The 22,108-nt window shown below is 51.0% G+C and carries 14 protein-coding genes; 8 read left to right on the top strand and 6 right to left on the bottom strand.

Annotation, left to right across the window (positions count from 1 at the left end; translation table 11 throughout):
• Positions 1 to 39: 39 nt before the first annotated feature.
• Together H6585_14365 and H6585_14360 are read left to right on the top strand one after the other, a co-directional pair.
• Positions 40 to 1,005 carry a hypothetical protein gene (locus H6585_14365; protein MCB9449514.1) on the top strand — a complete coding sequence of 322 codons (966 nt, stop codon included), beginning with the start codon at positions 40 to 42 and terminating at the stop codon, positions 1,003 to 1,005.
• The gene (locus H6585_14360; protein ID MCB9449513.1) at positions 1,002 to 3,353 is read left to right on the top strand and encodes a TonB-dependent receptor; all 2,352 of its coding nucleotides are present in this window, start codon (positions 1,002 to 1,004) and stop codon (positions 3,351 to 3,353) included. Before H6585_14365 ends, H6585_14360 begins: the two co-directional genes overlap by 4 nt.
• Before the next feature lie 7 nt (positions 3,354 to 3,360).
• Here H6585_14360 and H6585_14355 read toward each other — a convergent pair whose 3' ends face one another.
• The 4 genes from H6585_14355 to H6585_14340 form a co-directional block, all read right to left on the bottom strand.
• Positions 3,361 to 4,440 carry a hypothetical protein gene (locus H6585_14355; protein MCB9449512.1) on the bottom strand — a complete coding sequence of 360 codons (1,080 nt, stop codon included), beginning with the start codon at positions 4,438 to 4,440 and terminating at the stop codon, positions 3,361 to 3,363.
• Positions 4,441 to 4,519: 79 nt separating this feature from the next.
• Positions 4,520 to 5,104 (bottom strand): hypothetical protein, encoded by a 585-nt coding sequence (locus H6585_14350; GenBank protein MCB9449511.1) that lies wholly within the window; start codon positions 5,102 to 5,104, stop codon positions 4,520 to 4,522.
• An 18-nt stretch (positions 5,105 to 5,122) separates the two neighbouring features.
• Positions 5,123 to 7,363 carry a TonB-dependent receptor gene (locus tag H6585_14345; protein ID MCB9449510.1) on the bottom strand — a complete coding sequence of 747 codons (2,241 nt, stop codon included), beginning with the start codon at positions 7,361 to 7,363 and terminating at the stop codon, positions 5,123 to 5,125.
• A gap of 72 nt (positions 7,364 to 7,435) precedes the next feature.
• Positions 7,436 to 7,756 (bottom strand): hypothetical protein, encoded by a 321-nt coding sequence (locus tag H6585_14340; GenBank protein MCB9449509.1) that lies wholly within the window; start codon positions 7,754 to 7,756, stop codon positions 7,436 to 7,438.
• Between the two features lie 298 nt (positions 7,757 to 8,054).
• On the opposite strand from H6585_14340, the gene H6585_14335 reads away from it, so the two are divergent.
• Genes H6585_14335 through H6585_14325 form a run of 3 tightly spaced genes read left to right on the top strand, consistent with a single transcriptional unit; the run spans position 8,055 to position 11,800 of the window.
• Complete coding sequence (locus H6585_14335; GenBank protein ID MCB9449508.1) at positions 8,055 to 9,527, top strand: gliding motility-associated C-terminal domain-containing protein; 1,473 nt, start codon at positions 8,055 to 8,057, stop codon at positions 9,525 to 9,527.
• A 12-nt stretch (positions 9,528 to 9,539) separates the two neighbouring features.
• Positions 9,540 to 10,478: a PorP/SprF family type IX secretion system membrane protein gene (locus H6585_14330; protein ID MCB9449507.1), complete on the top strand. Its 939-nt coding sequence runs from the start codon at positions 9,540 to 9,542 to the stop codon at positions 10,476 to 10,478.
• Positions 10,479 to 10,510: 32 nt separating this feature from the next.
• Complete coding sequence (locus H6585_14325; protein ID MCB9449506.1) at positions 10,511 to 11,800, top strand: citrate synthase; 1,290 nt, start codon at positions 10,511 to 10,513, stop codon at positions 11,798 to 11,800.
• Here H6585_14325 and H6585_14320 read toward each other — a convergent pair.
• Positions 11,797 to 13,089 (bottom strand): DEAD/DEAH box helicase, encoded by a 1,293-nt coding sequence (locus H6585_14320; GenBank protein MCB9449505.1) that lies wholly within the window; start codon positions 13,087 to 13,089, stop codon positions 11,797 to 11,799. The genes H6585_14325 and H6585_14320 overlap by 4 nt on opposite strands.
• A 233-nt stretch (positions 13,090 to 13,322) precedes the next feature.
• On the opposite strand from H6585_14320, the gene H6585_14315 reads away from it, so the two are divergent.
• The 3 genes from H6585_14315 (at position 13,323) to H6585_14305 (ending at position 20,322) form a co-directional block, all read left to right on the top strand.
• Complete coding sequence (locus tag H6585_14315; protein MCB9449504.1) at positions 13,323 to 14,471, top strand: T9SS type A sorting domain-containing protein; 1,149 nt, start codon at positions 13,323 to 13,325, stop codon at positions 14,469 to 14,471.
• Positions 14,468 to 15,319, top strand: a complete 852-nt coding sequence (locus H6585_14310) for a hypothetical protein (GenBank protein MCB9449503.1) — start codon at positions 14,468 to 14,470, stop codon at positions 15,317 to 15,319. The genes H6585_14315 and H6585_14310 overlap by 4 nt, the downstream gene beginning before the upstream one ends.
• Positions 15,320 to 15,711: 392 nt before the next feature.
• The gene (locus H6585_14305; GenBank protein MCB9449502.1) at positions 15,712 to 20,322 is read left to right on the top strand and encodes a gliding motility-associated C-terminal domain-containing protein; all 4,611 of its coding nucleotides are present in this window, start codon (positions 15,712 to 15,714) and stop codon (positions 20,320 to 20,322) included.
• Positions 20,323 to 20,465: 143 nt separating this feature from the next.
• Here the strand turns inward: H6585_14305 and H6585_14300 are convergent, their stop codons facing one another.
• Positions 20,466 to 22,097 carry a hypothetical protein gene (locus tag H6585_14300; GenBank protein ID MCB9449501.1) on the bottom strand — a complete coding sequence of 544 codons (1,632 nt, stop codon included), beginning with the start codon at positions 22,095 to 22,097 and terminating at the stop codon, positions 20,466 to 20,468.
• Positions 22,098 to 22,108 lie beyond the last annotated feature (11 nt).

Below are 22,108 nucleotides of genomic sequence, written 5' to 3'. Positions count from 1 at the left end.
AACCTGAGACTGACGCCTCCCTTTTACACCTCTGCTACATTGAGATACGCTGTTACATTACTGGTTCTCGCGGGTGCGCTCTTTGGTTTGCCTGCCACGTCAATGGCGCAAACCGATACCCTTCGGCACATCTTTCCCGGTCAGACGCTGGTCAAGTACCGGTACACCGGCGAAGATTTCGGCATCAAAAAATGGGGATACTTTTCCGGACACAATATCTATGCAGATCTCGGATGGGCCGAGTTCTATGAGGTCACCGACAGCGTTCGCATTGTCGGTGTGGTTGCCCATCATTACGGTACCTCCACCAGCACAACCAAGGAAGTTTCGTACCATTTGTACCGGCCCGTTGGCACCCAACCCAAACCCCTGATCGAGTTGACCGGTCAATCCGTTACACATGATAAGCTCCACCAGGATGGCACGCCCACCTACGTGGCCTTTTCAACCCCCATCAAATTCAAGGGCAAATTCTTTGTCACATTTGAAGTGCCCGACTACCTGCACACACCTTCCGTACTTGGAAACGATACATTGGTGTTACTCACCTCCGAAGACGGTACACGAGATGCTGCCGATCTGTCCAACTACGGCCGCAACATGGTGCGCTTTCACCAATCGTCAGAAACGCCCGGTTGGAATGATGTGTACACCGAAATGGACCAACAATACAAACTACATTTCGCCCTTTACCCTGTGGTAGAATACCTCGGAACCGGTACATATGAACTTGCACCTGCCGACGGGTTCGTGAAATGGCGAGGCGCATCGGTTGTGTCCGGGGATGAACTTGGATATGATTTCTCGCTGAAACTCCCGGCAACGGTTAACTGGCATGTGCTGGATATGAGCGGAAGGTCGTGCCTCGAGATGGCGATGGGGGGATGTTCTGCAGGATTGAACACCGGCTATCTGGACATGCATGGTTTGGTGAACGGTTCCTACATCCTGGTGCTTGAAGCGGGCCCCTACCGGCTGGCAAGAAAAATCCTGGTGCAACATTGAGACCCTTGCATACCCGGTTGTTTTGGATTGTTGGCATCGTGGCCTGCTGTCTGACAAGCGGGATCCATGCACAACAGAAACCATGCAGGGAACGGATTGCAGGTAAAGTAGTCTCAGACGGCAAACCGTTGTCATTTGTATCGGTTGTCATCGATTCCACGCAATTGGGGAGTACCACCGGTGATGACGGGTCCTTCTCCATCGAACATCTATGCAAAGGAAAGTATCACCTGATTTTTTCAAGCATCGGATATGAACGGCTGGATACCACCGTGCAAACCGGAGGTAAGCCGGTTGTGGTTACCATGAAGTCCGGTGTGGTGGAGTTGGGAGATGTATCTGTGGTTGCCCAAAAAGCAGATGTGGTGAGCCAGCAATCGGTGGAAGTGAAATCAGAACAACTGGCTGCCAAACGGGGCTTGTCACTGGGTCAGACGCTGGGCGAAGTAGCCGGCGTTACCATGATTGAAAAAGGGAATGGTGTTGCCAAACCAGTGATCCATGGTCTTCATAGCAACCGGGTGTTGATATTGAACAATGGTGTACGCCAGGAAGGTCAGCAATGGAGCATGGATTTCGCGCCGGAGATCGACCCGTTTGTGGCATCGAAGATCACCGTGATCGAGGGTGCTGCCAGTGTCAAATACGGGTCGGATGCAATGGGGGGTGTGATCCTGGTGGATGCGCCGCCGTTGCGCTATATGCCTGGCATCGAAGGTGAACTCAACCTGGTGGGCTTCACCAACAACAAGGAGGGTGTAGCCTCCGCCCAGATCGGAGGCTACTTCCCCAAGCTAAAACATTTCAGCTGGCGCCTGCAGGGAACATTGGTCAGGGCCGGTACGGCACGTGCGCCTGACTACCTGTTGTCGAACACCGGGTTTAAGGAAAACAACTTTTCGTATGCAGCGGGCTACAAACGGGAACACTGGGAGGCGTCGGTTTTTTATAGCCAATACAATGCGGAAATAGGCGTATACCGCGGATCACATATCCATACCCTGCGTGACCTTGTGAACACCTTTGAGGGGAACATCCCGGATACGGCCAAGTTCAGTTACGACCTGTTCCGCCCGAAACAGGCGGCCGCACATGAGTTGTTCAAGGTGAACACCGTTTTCCACCCGGGTGAAGGAAAAACAAATTGGAGCCTGACGTGGTCGCGGCAGTTCAACAGACGGGAGGAGTACGACGTGTACCATGGTTACGACATTCTGGACGAGAGCCTGGCGCCTCAGCTAAGTTATAAGATCACCACCAACCTGGTCAGCCTTTCCTGGCAGCGGACACACACCAAACCGCTGCATACCGAGGCCGGCATTGACCTGGGCTTTTTGCGCAACACCATCACCAATGCATTTTATCTTCCCAAGCATGATGACATGACTTTCGGTGTGTACGGGATTGAACGTTATCAGAAAGGTGTATGGATGTTGGAAACCGGCCTACGGTGGGATTATGAAAGCAACAAGATCCGGCCACGTATGGAAAATGATACGCTGCCGGAACAGCTTGAGTATAACAACTACGCTTTCAGCGTGGGCGCTTCCAGGTTGCTGAACGAATACCTGACATGGAAGTTGAACGCAGGTACAGCCTACCGACCTCCCAGTGTGGCCGAGCTTTTCAGCAACGGCATCAACCACGGAGAAGCATCTTTCATCAAAGGGAATTCCAGGCTGAAATCCGAAACCATGTTCAGCCTGACCTCCGGAGCTACTTTCGATCGCAAGTGGGCACACGTGTATGGCAGTGCCTTCTTCAAATCATTTCATGATTACATCTTCCTCGCTCCGCAAAGGTCACCAACCCTTACCATCCGTGGTATCTTCCCTACACTGGCTTATGAGCAAGCTGAAGTTCGCATGCACGGAGCCGATATCCGGGGTACGTTCGATATCTGGAAATACTTCGAAGTAGGTGGCCAGTACTCGGTGGTAAGGGGGTTCAACAAAAGCATCGACGACTACCTGGCACTGATGCCTCCGGATCAGGGGGGATATCACCTGGGCATGCATTGGAAACGGAAAGATGAAAAACTATCGGCACACCTGAAATGGAAAGTGATGTTCGTGGAAAGGCAAACCCGTGTTCCTGAAAACAGCGAACCGGTTGAAGCGCCGGGCCCGTATGCGCTCACATCCATTGAAACCGGTGTGGATTACAAAGTGGGAGGGCAGGTGCTATCGGCCGGTATTGAGGTCACCAATTTATTTGATGTGCGGTATCGTTCATACCTAAACCGCTTGCGGTATTACTCGGATGAAGTCGGTCGCAACGTGGCCATTCGCCTGAAGCTACCCTTTGAAATGCTGACGGGAAAAAGAAAGCACCCGCAGGCTTCCTGATGCGTTGCTATTGTGCTACCCACATGAGGTGGCGGCTCCCTTCATGGCCGACCACATCCACCACGTAAACACCCGGCGGCACCCGGAGACCTACCGAAATGTCTTTGGTGTCGGGTGGCAGATCTTTGGAAAGCATCAGCCTTCCTTCTGAAGAATAGATGTTCAAATGGTGATCGGATCCGGCGGGAATACCTGTCAGGGTGAGTGCCTCGTGACCGGGGTTCGGAAAGAGGCGAAGGTTGGCCATGGGACCAACGTCATCCAAACCGGTGGTTTGCCGCGTGTCGATCAATTGTTCGGAATTCCCGTAGCCACAGGGGTTGATCACGAACAGGATGACATTATAGATGTCTATATCGTCGTCCGGATCAAACACATGCTTGATGGTGACGGGGCTTACCGTATCTACAACCACGCCGTCACCAAAATCCCATGAATAAAAAGAGCAGTCGATGTCGTCGGGGGTGAAAAACGCCACGTCTTTTTGTTGGGTGAAGGTGTAAGTACCGAGTGGAAAGCCGAGTGAATAAATGGTGATGGAGTCGGTCACCGTATCACTTACCGCACCATTGGATGCGATCAGGGTTACCAGGTGGGTGCCAAGGCTGTCGAACCTGTGTTCAATAAAAGGTTGATCCTCCGTCGTGCCATCTTCAAAAATCCATTTGTAGCTGTCGGCGCAGCTGGAAAGACTCACGAACCGCATGCCTCCTTTGGTGCAGTACTGGACGTCGAACTTGGCTTTGGGTGTATTCCCGATCTCGAGCTCATAACTAAGGCTTGTGATGTGACCGTTGTTGGCAATTAACCCGACCGTATAGGTTCCTGTCTGTGGGAAGAGGTAGACGGGGTTGATGTCCATCGATTTGAAAATCGTATCCGAGTCTGAATTCAGGATGTACCAATTGTATTCGTAAGGGCTTTGGGAGGTGAAGTTGGTGAAGTATGTTGAATCCCCGAGGCAAAGTCCGGTTACCCCGAATGATACATTGGGGGCGGGGTGGGGTGGGAGATTGCCTCCGGAGTTCTGGGCTGACACAATTACGCATGGTATGGTAAAAAGAAATGCCAGCCACAGCCGTTTCATCGGTTTCATCGCATGGAGTTTAAAGGGGAAGCATCATAAAAGTACAAAAGTCGCTGCCGAATCACAATGACATCCATCATTACCATTTCTTGATCACCACCGGGAATGTTGCATCCACATCCGTTGCTCCGGTGGTTTGGTTGCCGTCTTTGGTGCCAGGTTGGTGTTTCAGCACCACCTCCAGGTTTCCGTTGCTGGCAGTTGAGCATACAAACGATGTAGAGAGCCCGACCGGATACCCGTTGTCATCCTGGTCGTTGTAGGTCACGTTGAGTTGCAGGCTGCCATCCGTGTTGTAGAAGAATTGGTGTTCTTCTTTTCTGCTCCTGATTTCAGCGGTGATATCATCCACCGGGTTCTTTGATTCGTCCAGGATTTCCAGTTCAACCGTGTACGTGGTGTCGGGCAGAAGTTTGATCGTATCTATAACGGGTGGGTTCCCGCCAATTCCATCCACATCCTTATAGGAGTAGGAGATGTGTGTGGTATCAAGGGTAAGGTGCAGGATCACGCTGGTGATGATCTCCTGTTCTTCCTCGCAATGGTCCCCCACCTGGATGTAGCCTTCGGGGCAGTCGACATCTTTGTCGCGCTTACATCCGCACAGGAACATGCCTGCAAGCAGCATCACGGGTATGGTTGAAATGATATGCGGTGTTTTCATGTTGTTTGCTTTTGAGGCTCAGGCACGCTTGATGGCAAAGGGGATTTTCACAGCGACCCGGAAGTTTCTTCCCGGATTGAAAATGCCTTCGGATTTTAACCTTGACAAATGGGGAATATAGGTTTTATCGGTCAGGTTATCCACACCGATGTCCACGTCCAGCGTTTGTTTTCCTGCTTTAAAGGAAGCGCCCAGGGAAACATTGAACAGGCTGTACCCCGGAGATGTGGTTTCAAGCAGCCGATTCACGTGGGATTGTTCCAGGGTGTTCACCACTTCGAAAGACACATACGGTTCTTTGAGTTTTCCGAGGGCCTTCAGGTTGCACACCAATGATGACCGGATTTCAGGCGCGGGGATCAGGGGCAATGCCTCCTTGTCGCTGCGTTCTCCCGACACCAGTTGGAGGGCATTTTCGATGTGCAGCCAGTCGAACGGATGTGGGTGAATATCAACCATGAATTCACCGCCGAACAAGTTGGCGTTGGATTGTACATACTGGAAGATGTACACTGCATTGGCGGTATCCCACATGGCGGTGGGTTGGATATAGATGTAATGGTTGATGTGATTGTAGAACCCTGCAAGGTCAAAGGTAACGTGCTTGCCATGCAGGTGCACGCTGGCGTCCCATTGCAGATTTTGTTCACTCATCAGGTTGCGGTTTCCCACTTCATACCGGTTGGTTCCTTCGTGCACACCATCGGATGTGAGTTCCGCCAGGTTGGGCGCACGGAACCCGGTGGCCAGATTGGTACGCAGAACCCATACTTCTCCCGGGTGCCAGGAAATGCCGATGGATCCGTTTGCACTGCGGTAGTTGTTGTTCACCAGACCTCCGGGCGGATCTCCGTCGCTCATGTGCATGGTGCGGATGTTGCGGTTGTCGAAACGCAATCCGGCCTGGATGTTGGCATGATCGAAATTCCATTTACCCAGACCCAGCACGCCCACGTCGTTTGTGGCCGCGTCAGGGATAAGCCATTCTTCTCCGGAGTTGTGGTTGGTTTGCGACATGCCTTGCAGTCCTACGATAAGCTCATATTTGTCCTGTTTGGGATTCATATAGAGTCGGCCGTCCCATGTGAGTGTATGGAGGTTCATGTGGAGGCCCGGTGTGGTGCCATCTTCGAATTCCCTCCGGTCATTGGCGAGATATCCCACATTACACTTGATGCGGGTTTTCTCCAGGTACAAGGTGTTGACTGATGAGAGAATGTGGGTGGTAACGGTTTGGTAGGGCAGCATGGGGGTACGGCTGTTGGATTGATCCCCGATTTCTTCCGGAAGTCCGAGGTGGGTATTCACCAGGGTGTAGTGCAGGTCGCTTGCCATGATGCCCTTGTGCATACCGACGGAAGCTTTGACACCACGTTCGTTAAAGCGGGAATCGGTTACTTTCACGCCGTCACCCATGCGGTAGTCGGCATGGTTCGCATAGCTGCCACGGACATTGAAACGGAACACATCACCGCTTCCTTTCAGCCCGACGCCGGTTTGGTGTCCCATGGTTGCAGAAGAAAGCTTGGTGGAAAAATCACCTTTTACCGTATGGATCTCGGCAGGTTTTTCATCCATGATGTTGATCACACCTCCCATGGCATCGGGGCCATACAAAAGGGATGCGGGTCCCTTGATAATCTCCACTTTTTCTACTCCGTCGTCACTTATTCCAAGGCCGTGTTCATCTCCCCATTGTTGGTTTTCAATGCGAATGCCCTGGCTGAAAACAACCACGCGGTTTCCACTCAGTCCGCGGATGACCGGTTTACCTATCCCGGAACCTGTGGAGACAGAGCTGATCCCAGGTGTTTTGGTAAGCGAAGCAGCTAGGTTAGACCCACCGGCGCGTTGCAGTTCTCTCGAAGACAACTGATCTACTTTAATAGGGTTCTCATCCTGGTGGGATGCGTATCCGGCGGTAACTACGATCTCGTGGGTTTCCACCACGCTGGGCTGCATTTCAACGTTCATTTCCCGGGTGGAGCCATCGAAGACGATACTTCTGATTTCTGTTTGATAACCCAGGTATGAATATTGAACCTTATAAGTACCGTTGGGTATTTTGGTCAGGCTATAGTGTCCGGTTGAATCCGACAGGCAACCCCTCTGCAGGTCGGGAATGTAAATGGCAGCCATGTAAACAGGGGAATCGCCTTCGGTTTCTGTTATTTTTCCTGATAAAGCCGATTGGGCATGCACATTTAATGCGGGCAGCAAAACGGCCATGGCCAATATGGCCAGACATATTTTTTTCATGATATAAAATGATTGGTCAAACAAGGTCCTGGCATCCGACTATGAGAGGATGAGGACAAGAAAATTCATTGTTTATCCAAGCAGTGAGGGAGGTCCCCTCAGAGGAGGGCAGATAACAGTAGCAAAGAAAGAAAGTTCAGTTCGGGTGGGTTGTGTAAAATCGCAATATGTTGTAGGTGAGATCTCATTTGGAGGAGACACCAATGCAAAGGCAGGTATGGGGGCACTGCAGAGTTCACAGTGGTGGTGGTGTGTAACGAAGGCAGGGCCGTCTTCGTGGACACAGTTGGGGTGCATGTCGTGCGCCCACAAGTGAAACGTACCTGAAAGCAGCATCACCAGCAGCGACACGTTCAGGAACACACCCAATAAGATGACCGGTTTTTTCTTCACTTCACAAAACTAGAGCGGGGATAAGCACACCTCTGGTTACGAATCCTCCTTATCAAATATAGAAAATTTTCAGTGGAGCTTGGTCTGTTCAGGAGTTTTTTCCTATCTTAGTTTCCCTTCCTTCAGAAAGGTTGGCAGGTTTTCGGACACGCGGCACAACTCCATCCAGCCGTTGGTCCCCGAGCATTGGTTTTTCTGGTATTATTGTAGTGATGACATCCGGATGTGTATGAAAGGCATGGATTTTAGAATGAAGTTTGCACCCTTGTCCTGGTTTTCCCGATACAAAATCATGTATATGATCCTGTTGATGTTGCCTGCATTGAAAGGCAACTCGCAGTGCATTACCTCCATTGTGAAGCCTTCCTGTCCCGGGAAACAGGATGCTTCTCTCACGGTGATTTATTCCGGTGATAACACCACAGATAAGAAGTACCGGTTGTTAAAAAATGCGAGCCTGCTTCAGGAGGCCACATCCAAGGGCACTTATTCCTTCACCGGTCTGGGAGCCGCGGCCTATGAAACCGAAGTTTACCTCTCGGATGGCACGGGGGGATGGAACCTGGCGTGCGGAAAGAATGACACCATCCATGACCCCGATACGTTGAGGATTAATTTTACAACCACCAACATCAGTTGTCTGGGAAATCAGACCGGGGCGATTGATGTGGAAATTGAAGGTGGAAGCCCTCCTTTTACTTATGTATGGACGCAAGGCTCTACCACCCAAGACATTTCCGGGCTTTCGGCCGGTTCTTATGCAGTGGTTGTTTCGGATGTGAGGGGATGTGTGGCGAATGAGTCTACCACGTTGACTGAACCCGCTTCAGGAATGGAACCCACCTATACCAATACGGAAATCAAATGCAATGGCCAGGCCACAGCCTCGATCGACGTGACTGTTACAGGCGGTACCACACCGTACACTTATAGCTGGAGCAATGGTGCTACATCAGAAGATCTGTCTAATCTGCCTGCAGGAACATATATACTGAGTCTGAGCGACGGCAACGGTTGTCCGGACACGGTATCGGTCACTGTCTCCCAGCCTGACAAGTTCAATGCTGCGGCCAAAGGCATAAACATCAGTTGCAACGGACTGGTCGACGGGATGGGTGTGGTAAAGGGGGATGGTGGAACACCACCTTATTCTTATCTGTGGACCACCGGTGAAACTTCGGATACCATCAAAGGCTTGGACGCCGGTCGCTATACGGTAATTGCTCTGGACGCCAATGGTTGCCCGTCTACAAATGAAGCCATCGTGATCGAGCCTACCATCCTGAAAGTATACACCGTATCAGATCCGCCTTCATGTGATCGCACCGAGTACAGCGTTAAAATCGTGGCATCCGGAGGTACACTCCCGCATAAATTCTTGTGGTCTGATGGTTCTACCGGGGGAGAAATCGAAGAGGTCATTCCCGGAGATTATCTCATCACCGTATCGGATGCACGCGGATGCGCCGCAACCGATACACTGCACCTGGAATTGATTGAGGCCACATGCGTAACCGCACCCAGTGGTTTTACCCCAAATGCCGATGGAACCAATGATACATGGACGGTTCGTAACATTGAGAAATTCCCCGGTGCGGAATTGCAGATATTCGACCTGAAAGGGAAGTTGGTTTTTGATACGAATGAACGACCGCTTCCGTGGGACGGCAGATCAGAAGGTAATGACATGCCTGCGGGTACATATTACTACATCCTGGATTTGCACAACAATGAATCCAAGATCACCGGTCCGATTACCATATTGAGATAATCAGGTAGATACATGACGCGAAAGAACATATTGGGTCTTGCCCTCCTTTTCCTGCTAACGGGCCAGACAGCCATGGCTCAATTCGAGATCCAGTACCCGAACCTGCTGATGAACGATTACTTCTACAACCCGGCCACGGCAGGCAGCAAAGACCATAATCCCATGCGTGCAACGGTGAGAAGGCAATGGATGGGTATAGAGCATGCACCTGCGCAGCATACCGTATCCTTCGATGGGTTGCTGTTTCAGTATCGTGTGGGCATGGGCATTGGCCTGATGAATCAAAGTGCGGGCCCTGCCAGCCTTAACTCCATCAATTACTCCTGGAGTTACCGTGTGCCCTATTCACTCAATTCGATGTTTGCCTTCGGGGTTTCTGGGATGTTGGCTCAGTATGTCATCGATTATCGGTTGCTGGATTTCGATGATCCAAATGACCAATTGATTCAAAAAGGTTTTCGTCGCTCCTACCTTCCGGATGCGAATGCCGGACTGTATCTCTACAGCACAAAATACAACCTGCACAAATATTTCCTGGGTGTATCTGTGCTGAACATGCTGGATACCGAAAAGAAATTGCCCTGGTTCGATAACCAGGTGGAAGCGCATACCCAGAAAAGAACATTTTGTGCCATGGCCGGAAACCGATTCCGGTTGGGAGGGAAACTCGCATTTGAGCCGTCAGTCATTGCCATGCTGGATGACCCCGAGGCACCTGAAAACACCGTGGTTGATATCAATGGAAAAATCACCTGGAACGACAGCCTGTGGGTGGGTGCTTCCTATCGTCCTGAAGAGAGAGCCGCCTTCTTCCTGAGCTTCATGGTAGGTTCAATGAACATCCGGTATTCGTATGAAATTTCCATGACTGACATCCAGGTTTTCAATTATGGTACACACGAAATTTCACTGGGCATTCTGTTCAGACGACGAGAAATAAAGAAGTTATAATAGATTTGTGATTCAATTTAATTTCAATTTCCATGGAAAAAAATACCGCGGTCCTTCAATACCAGGATAAATCGTACAATCTGGATGTCATTGAAGGAACCGAGAACGAATTAGCGGTTGATATCCGCGCGCTGCGCGATTCTTCCGGCCTTATCACACTAGATTCCGGATTTAAGAATACAGGAGCAACTACAAGTGCCATTACTTTTCTTGATGGCGAACAGGGTATCCTGAGGTACCGCGGTTATCCCATCGAGCAACTTGCTGAAAAATCCACCTTCCTGGAAGTTGCCTACCTGCTGATATACGGGGACCTTCCCAAAAAAGAACAGCTTCACAATTTCGTCAACAACATCACCCGGCATACCCTCATCCACGAGGATATGAAACGCTTTTATGAGGCATATCCGCCAAAGGCGCATCCGATGGGTGTGGTGGCCAGCCTGCTGTGTTCACTATCGTCTTTCTATCCGGGTTCCCTTGATCCGAACCGCAATTCTACAGCGGTGGATCTGACCATCTGTCGTTTGATTGCCAAGCTTCCTACCATTGCGGCATGGGCTTACAAGAACTCGATCGGTCATCCGGTGGTGTACCCGAAAAACAGCCTGAGTTACTGCGCCAACTTCCTCAACATGATGTTTGAGAAGCCATCGGAAGCCTATGAAATAGATCCGATCGTTGAAAGTGCACTCGACAAGTTATTGATCCTTCACGCAGATCACGAACAGAACTGTTCCACATCCACCGTTCGCATCGTGGGATCTTCACAAGCGAACCTTTATTCTTCCATTTCAGCTGGTGTGATCGCATTGTGGGGGCCGCTCCATGGTGGCGCCAACCAGGCCGTTATCGAGATGCTGGAGAAGATCAAGGAAGACGGAGGTGGTACCGCCAAGTGGATCGACAAAGCCAAAGACAAAAATGATCCCTTCCGTCTCATGGGCTTCGGCCACCGCGTGTACAAAAACTTCGACCCCCGGGCACGCATCATTAAAAAAGCTGCAGATGATGTGCTCGATAAACTCGGCATCAACGATCCTGTGCTGGAGATTGCGAAAGGACTGGAAGAAGTGGCATTGAAAGATGAGTACTTCGTGGAACGCAAGTTGTATCCGAACGTAGATTTCTATTCGGGTATCATTTATCGCGCATTGGGCATTCCCACCGACATGTTCACGGTGATGTTCGCACTCGGGCGTTTACCCGGGTGGATTGCACAATGGAAAGAGATGATTGCCAACAAGGAACCCATCGGTCGTCCGCGCCAGATATACGTGGGCGAGCGAAACCGCGATTACATTTCAATGGATCAGCGTTAGGATGTAGGCCGGTTCTTGTTGCCGGAAGCCTGATCTGAGCGGGGTTTTCCCTTGCGTCTTTTGTTCCCCTGAAAAGATTTCCGGTTACCGCCGTTGTTGCGGTGGTGTCCGTTCCCCGGTCTGCGATCACCGGGTCCCATATCCTTCAATTCGGGTGATGTACCCAACGCTGCGGGAAGTTCCCCCTTGGGTACCTCGCCGTCAATCATACGTTCGATCCGTAGCAGTTTCCTGTAATCATCCGGTGTCACCAATGTAATTGCTTCACCGTGGCCTTGTGCACGGGCCGTACGACCGATGCGGTGCACGTAATCTTCCGCTTCATTCGGTACATCAAAGTTGATGATGAGCTGGATGTCTTTGATATCGATGCCACGGCTTAATACGTCTGTAGCTACCAATACACGGGTTTTCTCGGAACGGAAGCGATGCAGTACCTCTTCGCGTTCCTTTTGTTCGAGATCAGACGAAATCCCTTCCACAGAAAAACCACCTTTCTGAAGGGCTTGCACAATGGTATTCACCTTGCGTTTGGTGGATGAGAAAATCAGGATTTTGGAGAAGTCCGGACGTTGTGCGATCAATTCCAGCACAAGCGGAGCCTTCTGACTTTCATGAACGGCGTAACAAGATTGTTGCACGCGTTCTGCCGGTTTGGAAACGGCCAGACTGATCTCCACCGGATCTTTCAGGATTTCTTGTGCAAGTTTTCGGATCTTGGGAGACATGGTGGCGCTGAACATGGAGATGTGTTCAAGTCCGGTCAGGAACTTTTTTACGCGGCAAATGTCGTCGTAAAAATTCATGTCCAGCATCCGGTCCGCTTCGTCGAGCACAAAATGACGAACCTTGCTCAGGTCGCCGTTGCCCAGGTTCAGATGTGAGATCAGTTTCCCGGGCGTGGCCACCACGATATTGGTACCGTCACTGAGTGCATTTTTTTGTGTATCCCATTCGCTGCCGTCGCCCCCGCCATAGATGGCAAGAGAGTTTACACCCAGGAAATAAGATAAGCCTTGTATTTGCTGATCAATCTGGATGGCAAGTTCACGGGTGGGAACAATGATCAATGTATGGAGGTTGCTGGTCGGATTTTCCGCCAGGTCGTGCAACACGGGAAGAACAAATGCAGCTGTTTTGCCCGTGCCCGTTTGTGCACAGGCAATCAGGTCCCGCTTTTTCAGGATTTCCGGAATGGCCTTTTGCTGAATGGGTGTAGCTTCTTCAAAACCCATGTAGGAAATGGCTTCCAAAATCTGTTCATTCAAATCAAATTCTGTGAATCTCATGTATGATGTATGAGTGTACGGCCGGGATGCCAGCCAAAGGTAGGGCTTTGCCTTGAATAATGTAGGATGTTCTCTTCAGAAATTAAGGGAAAGTACGGGGGAGTAGCAAGAACAACAGCAAGAGCATACAGTTCCTATGCAGGAGCGGTACACCAGGAGAGTGAGCGGACTTCTACCTAATAACCTATCCGTGCGTTCGACCGTATAGTCCTGTAATACCAATACGGATGCCTATGAAAACATACCATACCCGTATCGCAGTGCTTATCAGGACCGGTTTCCAACTCGCAACCCTGTCGGTCCATGGGCAAGTTGAAGGCCCTTTGTTGCCCTCTCTGGCCGAAGATGATGTGTCGTCCGGTGATCAGGCCTGGACTGACCTGACCTCCGTCTACAGTGACGATGGCAGCAACACAACCGTTGACCTTTTGCCCGGAGAAACTTCCCATTACCTGGTCATCAGGGACCTGGGTTTCGCATTGCCGGAGGGTTCTATTGTCAATGGTATCAGCATCAATGTGGAAAAGTCAAAAAGTGCCGGTTTTATTAAAGACCAGGAAGTGCGCCTGTTCATCGGCGGTGTTCCCATGGGAGATGACAAAGCCTCCATTACCGGATGGACATCATCCGGATCTGTTGAAACCTACGGTGCTGAAGACGACAGCTGGGGCCTTTCTCTTTCGGCGGCAGACGTGAATGACCCCACATTCGGCATTGGCATTCGTGCGGTGAACACAGGAGGAGGAGGCCCGGCCAGAGCCGCCAATGTAGATTTTGTGGATGTGACCGTTGGGTACTCGGTTCCGCTTCCCATTCACCTGCTTTCATTCAATGCACACCTGACCGACAACCGGAAGGTATCCCTGGAGTGGAAGACCGGTACGGAAATCAACAATGAATATTTTACGCTTGAGCGCAGTCGCAACGGGGCCACATTCGAAGAGGTAGGTCGCGTGCCGGGCCATGGTACCAGCAACACACCACTCAGTTATTCCTTTGTGGACGAGAATCCGATATCCGGTACCAGTTACTACCGGCTGAAGCAAACCGACTTCAACGGTGATTTCGAATACTTCCACATCGTGGCAGTGGATTACCAGAACACCGAGGGCGGCAGTTGTGTGTTGAAGGTGTATCCCAATCCATGTCCGGGCACATGTACGGTGCAACTCTCAGAATGCAGTGAAGAAGAAAGCGCCGAAATGGAAGTGGAAATGCTGGATGCCTCCGGGCAGCGTGTGTATTCACGGGTGCCGGTACGTGAAGCGGATGGCTCTTTTTCGTTCCAGGTGGATGTGCATAACAACCTCAAGCCGGGCATATACATTGTTTCCGGTAAATCAGCCAAAGAAACTTATACCAAGAAAATCATAACGAAATGAACCACCTACCTGTCAGCAAACTGATAGGGGGGCTTGTGTTGTGGATGTGTGTGTATGGATGTGCGGGTGAAAGCACGGTGCAGGAAGAACCCGCCCCCTCCGAATCGGCCGGTGATCTCATCGCCGGCCTCAACCTGGGCGATAACGAAGCCAAGGTGCTTCTCTTTCCGGCGCCTTTGCAGGTGTCTACTACCTTGAAATTGGCCGGCCTGAGCTACGAACCGGCCTTGTTGATCCCTGTGGGGAAACCCAGGGTGTACCGGTCGCCGTTCGAAAGATCAGTAGGCACCGGTATGCTTTGTATTGACATGGGTTATGCGGCGGTGTACGGTGACTATCCGTCGGCGATATCCTATGCGAAACAAATTGAATCCATCCTGGGGCAAATGAACATTCACCTGCCCACCGACCGTTCCCTGGTCGACAGGCTTCAAAACAACACCAACCATCCGGATTCCATCTTTTCTATTGTTCTGGAAACATACAGCCATGCCGGACAGTACTTTCACCAGAACGGCCAGGAAGACCTGGGGCTTATGTTGATGATCGGTTGCTATGTGGAAGGACTCTACCTATCCCTTGAAACATCACGTAAAGGCACCCGAGGTCTCGACATGCTCTGGCAGCAACAAAACCTATACCTGGACAACATCTTCATGCTGCTTCCATACTTTGCCAAAGAAGATGTGTCGAAGGCATTGCTTGCCAAACTGAAGGAACTTCGCATGGAGATGAGTCGGCTCGGTATCGCGGCCTTTGCCGGAAAGATCAAGGACCCCGGTACACAGGAGAATGTGGATCACGTGAAAGCCATGGTGCGTGCGATCCGGGAACACCTGAATGAGTAGAGAGCCCTCCTTCGCCAAGGCTACGGCGGGCAAGCATACAGCAACAGCATACAGTTGCAGTGTAATTGCCGGAACTGTCGGCGTGAGGTAAGCTTAGCTGTTCATTCGGTTTACGGATGCCTACACCCCTTGCCCTTGCACAAAAGTCAAATTCCTACAAATAAGCTACGATTTGTCCATAACCTACAGGTAATAAATTTGGTTAATTTCATCTTTTGCAAAACAATAAAGTACTTAAAACAAGATGGTTAACATGCAATTGGCTTTTTTCAAGCCAAAAAACCGAATGATATTATTTTGTACGTTCGGTTTTAATTTCCTTCCTTTGTTCCCGTAGTGTAGTGTTTGGCGCAGATTTCCAATGGCGCCTGTCCGATTTAATCTTTCTTGGTATGTTAAAGCATCTCCCCCGGAGGGTATGCTGTTGTGCGTTCCTGCGAACCACCTGCATCACCCTGGCTTTAATGGTTCTGTCTGTGGCGACAACCCGGTTGTGCGCCCAAACCGCCTCTACTGGAGGGTTCTGTCAGGTCATCGGTCCGGACGGATGGAAGGTGGACAATCCGTTCAAAGCCGAAGTCTTCATCGAAAACAACGGTCAGTTTGACCTGCCTGACGGTCAACCTTTGAAGGATGTCAAATACGGCATCAACAACGGTGAGATGAAGGTGTACTTCACACCTGAAGGACTCAGCTACCACATGATCAACCTGAAGCTAAAATCCCGTTACAACCGGGAAGAGGGCAGGGAAAGAATTCTGGAGGAAGTGGAAGAATACAACCGCGACGGCCGCAAACCCGATGAGCGCCTGAGTCGGTTCTTCAACGACCAATCGGCGTATGTTCACATGCAATGGCTGGGCGCAAACCCGAATGCGGAGATGGTGGTCGAAGATCAGGTGCACGATACCTACTCATACCTTGGAAAAAATCCCCCGATGGAAGGCCGGTCCATCATCGCCAAAGCCTACCGAAAACTCATTTACAAAAACATCTACCCTCACATTGATGTGGAGTATATGTTCCCGGAAAACGTCGGCTCCACCCTCGGCGTAAAGTACAGCATCATCGTGCATCCCGGCGGAGACATTTCGCAGGTGAAGATGCGGTACAGTGGCATGCAGGCTGTTTCCAAGGATGATGACGGCAACGTTGTGCTTGCGGTTCCCGAAGGCAACATCACCGACCATGCACCGTCGCTTTCCTACATCGGCCACGAAGGCAGACGCGTCTCGGCGCGGTTCATCCTTCACGAAAACGTGGTATCGTTTGCGGTGCCCGACTATGACAAAACCCAGACCCTGGTGATCGATCCCTTCACTTCCATCTGGAGCATTACCCCCGGTTTCACCAGCACCAACGGCGGCTATACCATCCGTATGGATTACCACCACAACGTCTACGTGATGGGCGGTGGCGTATCCAACGGCGGCTTCACGCCTTCTTACAATTACCAGGTGAAGAAGTTCAACTCCTCCGGTGTGGCGCAGTGGACAGCCACCGGACTGGCTTCCACCAACCTTGGGGCCTATGGCGACATGGTTGTGCTTAAGGGCGGAAAGGCCATTGTGGGCATGGGCATCGGCGCTGGCAGCACCGGTTACATCCTGGCCACCACCAATGGCGCCATCACCACGCGGAACGTGCCGAACGTGAGTGAATTCGGCTGGCGGCTCTTCTACAACACCGTTACAAACAACGGTGTGTTGTGGGCCGGGGGTGGCAGCAACAACGGCGCTCATCTTGTGAAAACCGACACCAGCCTGACCACCGGAACCATCTATTGCCCCTGGGGTACCGCCGGCAATACCGAAGACATCTGTTACCTGACCACCGACCGCACCAGCTCGTTCGTGTACATCACCAACGCCACCAATACCAGTCCGAACAGTTCCACCACGGCGCCGAAGTTCTGCAAATCCTCCACCGCCACTCCCGGAACTGCTGTGTGGCGCGTCAACGAACCGAGCCTGATGATGGAACTCGGCCAGGGCTCGTTCATCAACCCGGGCGCATCACCCTTTGCCAGGGGCTGGTCCACAGGTGTGAACAACATGGTGGTTTGCAACGACCGTATCTACACCTATGACGGCAACAACCTGCGCGCCTACGATCCCGCATCGGGCAACATCGTGAAACAAATTACCGTGGGGGGTGGCTTCGACAAGTACGGAGGCCTTGATGTGGACAGCTGCTGCCGCGTGTATGTGGGTGTGAACGGCGTGGTGAAACGCTATACATCCGACCTCGTTTTCGATGTGTCTTTCCCCGTGACCAACGATGTATACGACCTCAAGTTCGATCCCCTGAGCGATGATACCCTGTATGTAACTGGAAAAGGGTTTGTGCAGAAACTGGCCCCGATCACATGCCCCACTTGCATTGATACCGCCAGCACACCCGTCCAGGGCTGCGTGCTGGGAACAGGAACGGTTACCGTGAACGATCCGAGCGCCACGCCGCCGTTTCACTACATCTGGAGTACGGGAGATACCACACAAACCATCACCGGTCTCACGCCCGGTACCTATTATGTAACCGTTACAGATGCCAACCAGGATGTGTGTGCCAATGCGCTGCAATGGATCGATACCGTTATTGTGAAAGGCGTGTACGTTCCGTGTGGTCCCATCCTCAACATCACCGCCACTCCGGACACTATTTGCATGGGTGAATGCACCGACCTGCTGGCCAACACCACCGAAGGCGCAACACCCTATACGTATGCGTGGGACAATGGCATTACATCCACCACGGAAGGTCCCATCCACGTATGTCCGGCCACCACCACCCGCTATCACGCAACGGTCACCGACAACGACGGCAACACCGATACAGCTTCCGTGCTGGTGACAGTCACCCCTGCGCCCACGTTATCCATTACATCCACACCCATCACCTGCAACGGCGATTGTGACGGCACGGCCACGGTAACCGCTACCGGTGGAATCACACCCTACACCTATGTGTGGGATGATGCGGGTTCTCAAACCTCTGCCACCATCACCGGACTGTGTGCAGGCACCTACCACGTAACCGTCAGTACACCAAACGGCTGTGCCGATACCATTTCCGTTACATTAACCGAACCTACGCCGGTTACTTCATCGGCCACCGGCGTTGATCCATCCTGCAACGGGTCTTGCAACGGTACCGCTACTGTTACGGCTTCAGGGGGTACGCCCGGGTATACATACACATGGGATGATCCTTCTTCCCAAACTTCCGCCACCGCTTCCGGACTTTGCAGCGGAACCTACCAGGTGACCGTCACCGACGTGAACGGGTGCACATCCACGACATCCGTGACACTTGCCGAACCCACGCTCATCACACTTGCTCCTGATTCCACGGAGGCCGACTGCAGTGCATCCAACGGCACGGCCTCTGTAACCGCTTCCGGCGGAACGCCCGGATACACCTATCTCTGGGATGATCCTTCATCTCAGACCTCTGCCACGGCTACAGGACTGCCATTGGGTGTCTATACCGTCACTGTCACCGACAGCCAGGGTTGTACGACCTCCATTACCATTTCCGTGAATGAGGCGGGCGGCTTCGCCGCGAATGTCACCAACACCGATGTGACCTGCAACGGCGCCTGCAACGGTACAGCCACCGTTACACCCACAGGAGGTGTGACGCCCCATACCTACCTATGGAGTCCGGGAGGTCAGACCACGCAAACCGCCACAGGTCTTTGTCCGGGTACCTACAGCGTTACAGCAACCGATGCCAACGGATGTTCCGGATCCAAAACCGTTACCATCACTGAGCCCACAGCCCTGGTGATATCCGAAACGCATACCGATGTATCCTGCAACGGCGGCAGCGATGGCAGCATCGACCTGACATCCACCGGAGGCGTAAACCCATACAGCTATAGCTGGGATCTGCCTGCTACCACCCAGGATCTTTCCGGCCTTGGAGCCGGCACCTACTGCGTAACCGTGACCGATGCCAACGGTTGTACCGCCACGTTGTGTGCCGATATCACCGAACCGACCGTCATTACATCCTCCGCATCCTCCACAAAAACTTCCTGCACCCAGTGCAATGGCACCGGCACTGTGACCGCTTCCGGCGGCACACCGGCCCTCAGTTATCTATGGGATGCAGGCGCAGGAAACCAGACTTCCGCCACCGCCACAGGTTTGTGTGAAGGCACCTATACCGTGACGGTCACCGATGCGGCGGGCTGCACACGAACCGACTCCGTTGTGGTGGTGATGGAGGATAAGCCGGTCGTTTGCTTCAGCGATTCAACGGAAGGATGTGTTCCTCTCAACGTGGGCTTCGTCAACTGCTCCACGGGAGGGGACACGTACTTCTGGGAGTTCGGAGACGGATCCACTTCCGACCAGGTGAACCCTTCACACATGTTCGCAGATGCGGGATGTTATGACATCACCCTCACCGTGACCACCGCCAAGGGATGCTCGGCGTCGCTCAGCAAGAGCTGCTATATATCAGCACATCCGCTTCCGACCGCCAGCTTTGATGCCGACCCGTGGAACACCACCATCCTGTCGCCCACGGTGAGCTTCCTCGACAAGAGCATCAACGCCACGGCATGGTCGTGGAACTTCGGCGACAACAGCACCGACACATCGCAGAACCCCACACACGTGTACAAAGACACAGGCTGCTACAACGTGACCCTTGCACTGATCAACCAGTACGGCTGTGTGGATACCTTGTCGCAAACCGTATGCGTGAAAGACATCTTCACCTTCTACATGCCTGATGCGTTCTCACCCAACGGCGACGGCATCAACGAAACCTTCAAGCCCGTACAGTACGGTGTGTGCACCTTTGAGATGTACATCTTTGACCGGTGGGGCAACCTCATTTACGAGACCACATCCCTGGCCGGATGGGACGGCACCGCAAACGAAGGCGCCGACATGGTGCAGGAAGATGTGTATGTGTGGTTGGTGAAAGCGGAAGACTGCGACGGAAGGTTGATTCAGCGAATTGGCAGGGTGACGGTGATTAAGTGAGGAAGAAAAGTGTTTGGGAGCACGGACTACAAGTCCGCGCCAGCGGGGGGAGTTAAGTAGAGCATGCAGCATACAGCAAGAGCATACAGGGGCAGTGTAGTAGCTTGGGCTGTTGGTGTGGGTAGTAGACTATAATCCAGACGCTAGCTTGAGATGTTCAAAGACGTAGCAAAACCTTGTTGATTGATGTATTGGATGCAGTGTTTTAGATAGGTGCAAACATCTGAAAAAGGTATTTTGATTTTAGTTATTTCACCAAGGTTAAGTGGGATTACTTTAAAATCCTTAAAATAGCTCGTATTCCCTGTATAGCGATTTCCTTTGTTCCAAATTAATTGAAGTCTATATGGAAGCTTAAAGCATGTGCCAGTTGGATATTTATTGATTTCTATTAGCTTCTGATTTCTATCCTTTTTGAAGTCAAAATAAATATTACAATCGCCATTATCTTCAAGTTCTTGAGAGATGCGATGCATAAGGGCAAAAACCTCAACAAAACATTCTTTATGTTCATCTTCCAATAGTTTTTGGCTATGGGTAAATGTATTGAGCGCTTGTTGAAATGCATCTAAGCTTCCAAACATTGAAGAAAAGAAGGATATGATATAAAGAATCTGCATGTCATCAGAAGATAACCAAGCGGTTTGAGCAGCTGACGAATCAATTAATATCGACGTATTCGTCTTTAAAAAATCAAGGCTAACCCGATTTACTGAGAATTCATCAGGCTTAGAAAAGTTTCTGTATTTCATTATTTGCCTTACTGTAATCAGATTGGCTTTGACCAGGTTCTCTAAAATAACTCTCAGAACAACCAGTGCAGATTTGTTGAGCTGTTTGGTTTCTAGCTCCTGTGTCACAAACAGACGAATGATGTCGGCGTTTGAAAACGAAAAAATTTCATCGGAGTAAAACTTATCCATATATCCGCCAAAATCTGCCTTTGAGCCATAGCGATGTTGAAATAGGCATCTGATGTTATCAATATCTCCAACGAGAATAACCTTTTTAAACCCGAACTTGTGTTCTTCTTCCCGATGGTTGTTGTGAGCAGAGAAGATATTCAGGATGCGAAAGATGTGGTCAGGATCCAATCTGTCCAGGTCATCAATCACCAATACCGTTTGCTTGTCTTTTATGGAAGTGATGGTTTCTTTCAGAATTCTTGAAATGAGGTCAAACTCGTAATACGTACCTGGTGTGAAATGCTGCTCATATGCCTTATCTGCCAGTTGCTGCCCGTCCGTTTTTAACTTCTTGTTTAGCCTTTCCTCAAATTGGGAGAAGTCTTGAATCAATTTATAAACAGCGGTAGCTCCTCCATCCATAACTTCCATAATAGGATCCAGTTTGGCGAGCATGCTGAGCAAGTGTTTTACAAACTCAAGGGGCCTGTTTTTTATATAACTAATGCCAGCCGAAATCGTGTCAACTTTGAGCTTTTCTTCGAAATCAATATGATCATCATTATACAAGTGTTTAATAATGTCCACTTTGATGAGTTCAAAAATGCTTTCATTGGAACTTACCACATAGTTAACAGGCTTTAGGGTGATGGCGTAGTATTCGTCCTTGTTGATTTTAAAAAACTGTTCAAGAAAGGTGGATTTTCCAACACCATATTTCGCAGAGAAAAAAATGTGCCGGTTGTGTTTCTGGGCAATATGGTTTCGGAATCTATCCAAAACCTGGCCATATCCAATCTCCAATGGGTTTTGAACTTGGTCGGATTCAGCGTCTGGCAGAGCAGCCTTGGCAGTAGCAGTTTTACTCATTACAATGGTAT

It is taken from the genome of Flavobacteriales bacterium, from assembly GCA_020635855.1.
Lineage (GTDB): Bacteria > Bacteroidota > Bacteroidia > JACJYZ01 > JACJYZ01 > JACJYZ01.
This window is presented reverse-complemented; position numbering and strand designations above follow the sequence as displayed.

What these genes read in the sequence shown, in the direction of transcription:
- H6585_14355 (MCB9449512.1), bottom strand. Translation starts at nt 4,440, where the DNA reads ATGAAACGGCTGTGGCTGGCATTTCTTTTTACCATACCATGCGTAATT.
- H6585_14350 (MCB9449511.1), bottom strand. Translation starts at nt 5,104, where the DNA reads ATGAAAACACCGCATATCATTTCAACCATACCCGTGATGCTGCTTGCA.
- H6585_14345 (MCB9449510.1), bottom strand. Translation starts at nt 7,363, where the DNA reads ATGAAAAAAATATGTCTGGCCATATTGGCCATGGCCGTTTTGCTGCCC.
- H6585_14335 (MCB9449508.1), top strand. Translation starts at nt 8,055, where the DNA reads ATGATCCTGTTGATGTTGCCTGCATTGAAAGGCAACTCGCAGTGCATT.
- H6585_14330 (MCB9449507.1), top strand. Translation starts at nt 9,540, where the DNA reads ATGACGCGAAAGAACATATTGGGTCTTGCCCTCCTTTTCCTGCTAACG.
- H6585_14325 (MCB9449506.1), top strand. Translation starts at nt 10,511, where the DNA reads ATGGAAAAAAATACCGCGGTCCTTCAATACCAGGATAAATCGTACAAT.
- H6585_14320 (MCB9449505.1), bottom strand. Translation starts at nt 13,089, where the DNA reads ATGAGATTCACAGAATTTGATTTGAATGAACAGATTTTGGAAGCCATT.
- H6585_14315 (MCB9449504.1), top strand. Translation starts at nt 13,323, where the DNA reads ATGAAAACATACCATACCCGTATCGCAGTGCTTATCAGGACCGGTTTC.
- H6585_14310 (MCB9449503.1), top strand. Translation starts at nt 14,468, where the DNA reads ATGAACCACCTACCTGTCAGCAAACTGATAGGGGGGCTTGTGTTGTGG.
- H6585_14305 (MCB9449502.1), top strand. Translation starts at nt 15,712, where the DNA reads ATGTTAAAGCATCTCCCCCGGAGGGTATGCTGTTGTGCGTTCCTGCGA.
- H6585_14300 (MCB9449501.1), bottom strand. Translation starts at nt 22,097, where the DNA reads ATGAGTAAAACTGCTACTGCCAAGGCTGCTCTGCCAGACGCTGAATCC.